Source organism: Paenibacillus sp. HGF5 (assembly GCF_000204455.1).
GTDB lineage: Bacteria > Bacillota > Bacilli > Paenibacillales > Paenibacillaceae > Paenibacillus_AQ > Paenibacillus_AQ lautus_A.
On sequence record NZ_AEXS01000146.1, the window covers coordinates 93,895 to 102,453 of the forward strand.

At 53.4% G+C, this 8,559-nt stretch carries 9 protein-coding genes; all 9 read right to left on the reverse strand.

Features of this window, described 5'->3' with window-relative positions; translation table 11 throughout:
• Window positions 1-109: 109 nt before the first annotated feature.
• Entirely contained in the window at window positions 110-1,828 is a 1,719-nt protein-coding gene (locus HMPREF9412_RS23440; RefSeq protein WP_009594264.1) for a phospho-sugar mutase, read from the reverse strand.
• 45 nt (window positions 1,829-1,873) lie between these two features.
• A complete protein-coding gene (fabZ, locus tag HMPREF9412_RS23445; protein ID WP_007133270.1) occupies window positions 1,874-2,305 on the reverse strand; it encodes a 3-hydroxyacyl-ACP dehydratase FabZ in 432 nt (143 codons plus the stop codon).
• A 495-nt stretch (window positions 2,306-2,800) separates the two neighbouring features.
• The gene (locus tag HMPREF9412_RS23450; protein ID WP_009594210.1) at window positions 2,801-3,001 is read right to left on the reverse strand and encodes a DNA-directed RNA polymerase subunit beta; all 201 of its coding nucleotides are present in this window, start codon (window positions 2,999-3,001) and stop codon (window positions 2,801-2,803) included.
• 9 nt (window positions 3,002-3,010) lie between these two features.
• Window positions 3,011-3,838 (reverse strand): flagellar hook-basal body protein, encoded by an 828-nt coding sequence (locus tag HMPREF9412_RS23455; RefSeq protein ID WP_009594230.1) that lies wholly within the window; start codon window positions 3,836-3,838, stop codon window positions 3,011-3,013.
• Between the two features lie 68 nt (window positions 3,839-3,906).
• Window positions 3,907-4,788, reverse strand: a complete 882-nt coding sequence (locus tag HMPREF9412_RS23460) for a flagellar hook-basal body protein (RefSeq protein ID WP_036660349.1) — start codon at window positions 4,786-4,788, stop codon at window positions 3,907-3,909.
• Window positions 4,789-4,838: 50 nt separating this feature from the next.
• Window positions 4,839-5,837: a rod shape-determining protein gene (locus tag HMPREF9412_RS23465; RefSeq protein ID WP_036673284.1), complete on the reverse strand. Its 999-nt coding sequence runs from the start codon at window positions 5,835-5,837 to the stop codon at window positions 4,839-4,841.
• A gap of 196 nt (window positions 5,838-6,033) precedes the next feature.
• On the reverse strand, window positions 6,034-6,318 hold the full coding sequence (gene spoIIID, locus HMPREF9412_RS23470) for a sporulation transcriptional regulator SpoIIID (RefSeq protein WP_009594246.1): 285 nt from the start codon (window positions 6,316-6,318) through the stop codon (window positions 6,034-6,036).
• 261 nt (window positions 6,319-6,579) lie between these two features.
• Window positions 6,580-7,320, reverse strand: a complete 741-nt coding sequence (locus HMPREF9412_RS23475) for a M23 family metallopeptidase (RefSeq protein WP_009594239.1) — start codon at window positions 7,318-7,320, stop codon at window positions 6,580-6,582.
• 204 nt (window positions 7,321-7,524) lie between these two features.
• Window positions 7,525-8,559 (reverse strand): stage II sporulation protein D (gene spoIID, locus HMPREF9412_RS23480; RefSeq protein WP_139084066.1); only part of this gene is annotated, 1,035 nt, incomplete at its 5' end.

The window sequence follows — 8,559 nt, forward strand, 5'->3', positions numbered from 1 at the left end:
TCATCGAACCTGCGGGAATTTACGATGGAGGGCAACAGCTACATTGATGCCTTGCAGCAACCATCGTAAATCCCCTTCGTTCTCTTCTCTCATTAAAATATATCTATGGTTAAGCGTCTACCCGGGCCATGACTTGATCCGAGAGCGATTGAATTTTGGCCTTCGCATCGGCGAGAGATTCACCGCGCACGGCAAAATATACTTTGATCTTCGGCTCGGTGCCCGAAGGTCTCAGGCAGAACCATGAACCGTCTTCCAGCAAATATTTTAACACGTTTTCATTCGGCAATCCGTCCAAGCCCTCTGCATAGTCAAGGACCTGCTTAACCGATTGGCCTCCGACCTTCTGGGGCGGATTGTCGCGCCAATCGGACATCTTGGCTTGAATCTGGGCAACGCCATCCTTGCCTTTGAGCGTCCGGGATTCCAGCGTCTCGAGGAAATAACCGAACTGCTCGTAAAGCTCCTGTAGCACATCGTACAGCGTCTTGCCTTGTCCTTTATAGTAGGCGGCGGCTTCGCATATCAGCATCGAGGCCAGCACGGCATCCTTATCGCGCGCATAGTTGCCTGCCAAATAGCCGTAACTCTCCTCGTAGCCGAACAGATACGTATGGCTGCCGGACTCCTCGAACTGGGTCATTTTCTCGCCAATGTACTTGAAGCCCGTCAATGTATTCAACACGGCGGCACCATAATGCTCGGCAATCGCCGCTCCCATCTCGCTCGTAACGATGGTCTTGATGACGGCACCGTTATGAGGCAGCTTGCCCGCTGCTTTCAATTGACCCAGCAAATAGTGGATCATAATCGCGCCGGATTGATTGCCTGTCAGCACGACGTATTCGCCCTGAGCGTTCTTCACGACGGCCCCCATGCGGTCTGCGTCCGGATCCGTCCCGATCAAAATGTCGGCTCCCACTTCCTCGCCAAGCTTCATCGCAAGCGTGAACGCTTCCCGTTCCTCCGGATTCGGAGATTTCACGGTGGAGAAGTTGCCGTCCGGCTGGGCTTGCTCAGGAACGACATGGATATGCTTAAAGCCGATGCTCCGAAGCACCCGTTCGACCGGGGCTTGCCCTGTTCCGTGCAGCGGCGTGAATACGATTCTAAAATCCTCGCCAAGCTTGGACGCGATAAGCTCCCGATTCACGCTGACATCGGTCACCGTATCCACAAAAGCCTGGTCCTCCGCTTCGCCCAGCCAAACCAGCAGACCCTGAGCCTCGGCATCCGCCTGCGACAGCCTTTTCACGGCGGAGAAAGAATCCACCTCCTGAATCCGGGCAATCACGTTCTCCGCTTCGTCCGGCACCAGCTGGCCGCCTTCACGGTTGTACACCTTATAGCCGTTATATTCCGGCGGATTATGGCTTGCCGTGATGACAATCCCGCCGGTAGCGCCCAAGTGGCGCACGCTGAATGACAGTTGCGGCGTAGAACGCAAGGAAGGATAAAGCTTGGCTACAATCCCATTGCCGGCCAGAACCAAAGCAGCCTCCAACGCAAACTCCGGCGAGAAATGCCGGGAATCATGGGCAATGACAACGGAAGGCTTGCCTTCCGCATCGCCGTGAGCCTCCAGAATATATTGCGCAAAGCCTTGCGTTGCGCGACCTACCGTATATTTATTAATCCGGTTGCTGCCTGCACCGATGACACCGCGCAGACCGCCCGTTCCAAATTCCAGATCACGATAAAAACGCTCCTCCAGCTCTTTGGCATCGTGCTCGAGTGAACGCAGCTCCTGTTTCGTCTCCTCATCTACATAAGGATCATTCAACCAACGCTGTACCGTATCGATTGTTCTCTGACTCATCTCTGACATGAAAAAAAGTCTCCCTTCCTCATCCAAACAAGAATAGTCTGAAAATTACTCCTTATCCGCGAGAGCAAACATAATTTCTCCCTCGGCCACTACGCGTCCATCCACCGTTGCGGTCGCCTTCCCTTTGCCGATCATGCCCTTCAGGCGAATGATCTCAACTTCCAGGCGCAGCGTGTCTCCCGGCACCACTTGTCCACGGAAACGGAAACCGTCAATGCCCGCCAAAAAGCCGAGCTTGCCCCGATTGCTCTCTACGTTGAGAATCGCCACAGCGCCGACTTGCGCCAAAGCTTCTACAATCAGGACTCCCGGCATAACGGCATATTCAGGGAAATGCCCGACAAAAAACGGTTCGTTGATCGTCACGTTCTTGATACCGACCGCCCGTTTGCCATCCTCGATCTCCACGATCTTATCGACGAGCAAAAACGGGGGACGATGCGGAATAATCTCTTGGATCTGTTTGATGTTCAACATAGTATTAAATCCTCCTTATGTACGTACCCGCCAAGCATAGCGATTGAAAAGGGGAGTTCGTTCCAGTTGCGCCGCTATGCCGCTTTCTCAGCAGCGGAAGGTATTGCTGATGGTTGTATCATGCTTCATCTTCGAGGTTCTTTAACGAATTTCAGATCATTTGCATAAAAAGAGGGATCTGCGGAAAAAATGATGGATATCCTTCACCGCTGCAGAAGTGAAGGTTTCAGATAAGGGGCTTTCTCCTTCGGACATTCCGTGTACGAGGAGAGGGCCCTTTTATAAGTTTTTTGGGGTGCAAAGTATTTGGAATAAGCATCGCAGCATAGGCTCCACTTTGTGGGGTTATTTTATATACATCCGTCCAATGTCATGAAATGACAAAGTTAATACGCAAGTCCCATCCCATTATACCGTTTAACCCTAAAAAAAGAAAACTCCCTTGCAGGGAGTTTGGCATCTTATCAACAACGTTGTATGTCACCCCGACCTTCGTCACGGTGCGAAAATCAAATCAAAAACATGCTTCCATGTGCCCCATTCAAACACTTCACTAAGCTCCTGATCCCCCAGGACAACATATCCGAAGACCATGCCCCCGAATAATGCCAGTACGAGCAATACAGGAATCATGATACGGACGGCGATTTTCCATCCGGATGTCTTGGAGCGTTTTTTGGCGTTTGATTCACTCATGATGCCCACCTACCCTCGCATTGTGTTGGCAAGGTTCATCATGGTATCGCTGGAACTAAGCGCGCGTGCCGTCAGCTGGTAGGCCCGCTGAACTTCCATCATCTTGGTCAATTCATCGGTCAGGTTCACGTTGGATTGCTCCACAAATCCGGAAAGCACCTTGGATTTAGGAGGCTCGCCCGGAGCAGGCGGCGTCGTATCGAATACGTCGCCTTCCGCTAAGCCGTTCCCTAAGACAAACAGGTTATCCCCTACAGCGACCAGTCCCTCCGGACGCTCAAGCTCAACCAGCTTCAAGGTGGCATAAGGAGCCGTACGGCCACCCGTTGGGGTCTCCACGATAATCTGACCACTCTCATTGATGGCAACTTTCCCTTTGGCCGGAAGAGAGATCGGGTTATCGTTCACGTCAAGCACAGGATAGCCTTGTGAATTGACCAGCAGCAGGTTGTTCGGATTACGGGCGTCCGGGGATACATGGAATCCGCCTTCGCGGGTATATCCGATCGCGCCGTCACCCTGAACCGCAAACATGGCTTGCCCGTCAATCATCAGATCGAGCGGGTTGCCGGTTTCCTTCATGGCGCCCTGCTCCATGTTTGGCACAACGGAAGATAATCTCATGCCGTACCCGAGTGTATAGCCAAGCGGCGTCGCACGGCCCGTCCGGTCGAAATCCTTGTGATGGCCCTGAACCTGAGTCAGCACATCCTCAAAGGATGCCTCCTTTTTCTTATAACCAGCCGTGTTGACGTTTGCCATATTGTCCGCAATGACATCCAATCGCTGCTGGAGGGCATTCATCGACACCATGGCGCTAATCATCGAGTTGTTCATTACTTACCTCCCGTGGGCTCCCATTATTCGGGCAGCAGTGTGCTGCCTACCTGCTTACAGACGTTAGCTTAGACGCGGCCAATCTCATTGACCGCCTTCTCCAGCGTTCTGTCGTAATATTGAACGATTTTCTGATTCGTTTCATACGCGCGCAGCGCAGCGGTCAATTCCACCATCGATTGCGTTGGATCCACGTTGGATCCTTCGATGAATCCCTGACGGACCACTCCGTTATCGGCCGGCGTCATAAAACGCACTTCACCGTCCGGATCAGCCATGCGGAACACGCCATGCCCTTCTCGAATCAGTCCATGAGGCTGGCTCACGATGCTGACGCCGAGGATGATGCCTGTCCCTCTGCCAGCGGCGTCCATGATTTCTCCTTGCTCATTCACTGTAAAGTCACTCGCCGGACCTGTCAATACAATCGGTCTGTTATTGTTATCCAGAACCTGATAGCCGCTCTCGCTCAGCAGGTTGCCTTCGGGGCTGACCCGGAAGCTGCCGTTGCGGGTGTACCGGACATCTCCGTTCTCGTTCTGAACCGTGAAAAATCCTTCCGGCCGGTAAATCACCTCGCCGTTCTCATCCACGTATCTGCCCGAAGCATCAAACGGATAAGCCTGGCCCGTTGCCGGATTCTGTACCGTGAACGAGGATACCAGCGCAAAGTCCGTTGTCTTGTTCGTTTCACGGAGCGCGCCTTCCGTATATAGCGAAATGCTCTCCTCCGCGTATACGCCGGTGTTGAACTTGCCGAGCTTCCGTCCCGCATTCGACGACTCGTTGCCGCCGATCATCGAGACCAGCACTTCAGGGAACGATCGCTGTACGCTGTTCGTTGCCTTATAGCCTGTCGTGTTAACGTTGGCGATGTTCTGCGTCACCGTATTATGTCGCTGCTCCTGGGTCATCATCCCTGAAGCCGCTGTATAAAGACCTCTTAACAATGAAGGCACTTCCCTTCCATTAACCTTGTCCTATCATCTATATCGGAAGGTTAGAACTTTTTCTTAACGACCTTGTCCAAATTATCCAGCATAATTCCCGTTCCTTTAACCACACAGTGCATCGGATCTTCAGCGACAAGCACCGGTACCCGAAGCTCGTCCGTCAACAGCTCGTCCAATCCGTGAAGCAGCGCGCCGCCGCCCGTTAGAATGACGCCGCGATCGACGATATCCGCCGACAGCTCAGGCGGAGTGCGCTCCAATACGGATTTGGCTGCGAGCACGATCGATGACACGGGATCCCACAGGGCTTCCTGCACTTCCTCTGACGACACCGTTACGGTAAACGGCAACCCCGATACCATATCGCGTCCGCGAATGTCCATCTCAGCTTGTCTGCCGCCCGGACGAACCGTTCCGATCGCCATCTTCAAATCTTCTGCCGTCCGTTCCCCGATCAGCAATTTATATTTATGCTTCACGTACTTCGTGATCGCCTCGTCGAACTTGTCCCCTGCCATTTTAATCGAAGAAGCGGTGACCACATCGCCCATGGACAGGACGGCCACATCCGTGGTGCCGCCCCCGATGTCCACGACCATGTTACCGCTCGGTTGGAAAATATCCATTCCTGCGCCGATTGCCGCCGCCTTCGGTTCTTCTTCCAGGAACACATCCCTTGCGCCGCTGCGCTCAGCCGCTTCCCGGATCGCTTTCTGCTCCACCGAAGTAATGTTCGTCGGTGCACAGATCAGGATTCGGGGCCGGCTGTGCCAACTGCGCGCGCCCACGCGATCAATAAAGTACTTCAGCATCGCTTCCGTAATTTCGAAGTCGGCGATGACCCCGTCCCTCAGCGGGCGGATCGCCGTAATGTTGCCGGGAGTACGCCCGACCATGCGCCGTGCTTCCTCACCGACGGCAAGGACTCGTTTGGTGTCGGTCTCAATAGTGACAACGGAAGGTTCGTCTAACACTACCCCCTTCCCCTTTACGTGAATGAGCACGTTCGCCGTTCCGAGATCGATTCCAATATCCTTGCTCAACATCATGAAAAGCCCCCAAAGTGTCATTTTATGGTAAAAGAGTCTGTTCGCTGTACCGTACCACCCTTCGACATAATCTAGCAATCGATGATGATCTTCGGCAAAACAGGTCCCATATTTCGATCCTATACCAGCTTTTAACATATCATACTTTAGGGGAGGGATTCAACGCCAATCTAGCGACCAAAGCCCTAAAAAATCAGGATTTTGCCGTGGCCACCGGTTCACGGTTGCTGCCGGTTTTTTTGTACTTGATCTTGGTAGCTTCTCCGCCTCTCAGATGGCGGATGGATTTGTGGTATTCGAGAATGTGCTTTACCTGATCCGCCAGGTCCGGGTTGATCTCCGGCAGACGTTCGGTTAAGTCCTTATGCACCGTGCTCTTCGACACGCCAAATTCTTTGGCTATAGTTCGAACCGTATGCCTCGTTTCCACGATACAGCGTCCGATCTTAATGGTCCGCTCTTTGATGTAATCGTGCACGCTCCCGCCTCCCTACTGTGTGGATAGTTTGGTACATTATATGAGGGGCCTGACGGGATATTCGCGGTTTCAAGTGCTGACAAGCTTACTTGGACCCATTTATTTTCTGGACATGCCAATCGCGGACAAGCAGAAAAACTCCATAAATCAAGGCGCAGCAAGGGTTGGACTTGCCATCCGAACCCGCAGCAAAAAAAAGACAGGATCCCAAGATCCTGCCTCTTCAAGTGCGCGGTGGGCGCATATGACGAAGAAATGAAATTATTTTTGCGGAAGCACGCTCACAGGGTTGACCAGTTTCCCGCCCTCATACACTTCAAAGTGCACGTGGTTGCCGAGATCCTTCTCAAGCTCGCTGCGTCCGGCCGTCGCGATGGAATCGCCCTGCTTCACTTCGGCGCCTTCCTTCACTTTCACTTCGTTCAAGCTTTGGTACACGGTTTTCGTATCGCCGGAGGTAATCTCCACGACGTTGCCGTTGACCGGATGATTCTCGACCCGGGTCACTTTACCCGTAAGCGCGGCTCTGACTTCGAACATCGTGTCGTCGGCGGTAGCCAAGTCGATTCCCAGATTCGGCGTGAAGGTGTCGTTATATTGCACCATCGCCTCTTGATGGGTCTCCGGGTTCGTCTCGTCAAAGTAAGGTTTGACGATGCTCACCGCCACGTCGTCCGCTACCGGCCAGATCATCGCTTGCGCATTGGCCGTCACTTCTACAGCCTCTCCGTCATTGCCTTCGGTTGCAGCAGGCTTCTCCGAGCCTTGAACCGATTCCGATACGGTTGTTGCTTCCTCTTGTGGGTTCAGCGTCTTTTGGCTGGCGTCCTGGTAGACCCACACGAGGGTTAGTATAATTGCCGCTGCTGCTAAGTATGCTGCCGGGAACACCCACCGTTTGGATAATGCTTTCTTCCACGAAGATGACGTTACCGCCGAATCTCCTTGCACAGTTTTAGGAGTTTCTTCGTGGGGTTTACTATTTTTGTTCTGTTCATTCATTTGCAATCACCTCAGTAACCATTGTTACCGGGGTCAACTCTTTTATACGTTATCTCACTATTATTTTTTTGAGAGGTTGTTCCAAAAGTCGTCTTTTGATCACGGAGTGAATCAAGGGGCAACTCGGCATCGAATCTTGAATTCAGCCGGTCCTTCCAATGCTCACGTACCCATAACGTACGCTCCGCTTCTCAGTCCCTAGCTTTATTCAACCTTCTCGGTGTTGAAAAACCGATTTTTTGAACTTGTATTTAAAGAGAGAAGATTTGAAGTTTTGTCAAAAGAAATATTCGTATAATAGTGCTCCAGGATCGCTTTCGCTTCATATCCCTCGCGGGCCATGCCCTCTGCTCCGTATTGGCTCATGCCGACTCCGTGGCCGTTGCCGTAGGTCGTAATCTCAATCTCTCCGTCTTTCATATGAAGGGTGAATTGGCTGGACCGGAGCCCCAGCTTCTCTCTCACCTCGCGACCGGTGAACTTCTTGCCGCCGACCCGTACGCTCTCAATGCGATGGCCTTGCGTATATGAGAGTACTTTCAAAAAAGAAGAACCCCCATCCCCGCCTGCCGATACCGGTACGGCTCCATCCGCCAGGCCAAGCTTCCCGATAAACTCCGACCTTGGCATCGTGACCGTTGTCTTGTATTTGGGCGAAATCTGTTTATCCCATGGACTCTCCACGCTGCGCAGGTAGGGAATCTCGTTCTTCCAATAATCCTCTGAATTTTCGGTATACCCGTTGCTGGTGGAGAAAAAAGAAGCCGTAATCGGCTTACCTTCATACGTCATCACCACACCCGCCGTTTCCTTAACGGCCTGCCGCAGCTTCGTCAGCTCGGCTTCCTTCCCCAGCCGACGCCATTCCTTCGTCAACTCGTCTTGAGCGATATAAGCCTGGTGACTGACCGTGTCGGTCACCAGGGCCTTCCCGTCCGGCACGCCGCTGCGGTCGCCGGACGCCAGCCGCTGCACGATATAGGTTCGTGCCGCGATGGCCTGGGCCTTGAGCGCCTCCAGCTGGAACTCCGCCGGCATCTCGGCGGCCAGGACGCCGACGAGGTACTGTTCCAGCGGCAGCTCTTCCACGGTATCCGTCTTGGTTACATAGACGGATACCGTGGGCTCTTCCGCCGCCTGCGGCTCGGCGGAAGGCAGCGGGGCCGGCCCGGGCGGCAGCGGCTCTGGTGCGTTGTTGCCGGGGGCAACCACCAGCAGAGGGAGCGCCAGCGCCAAGGC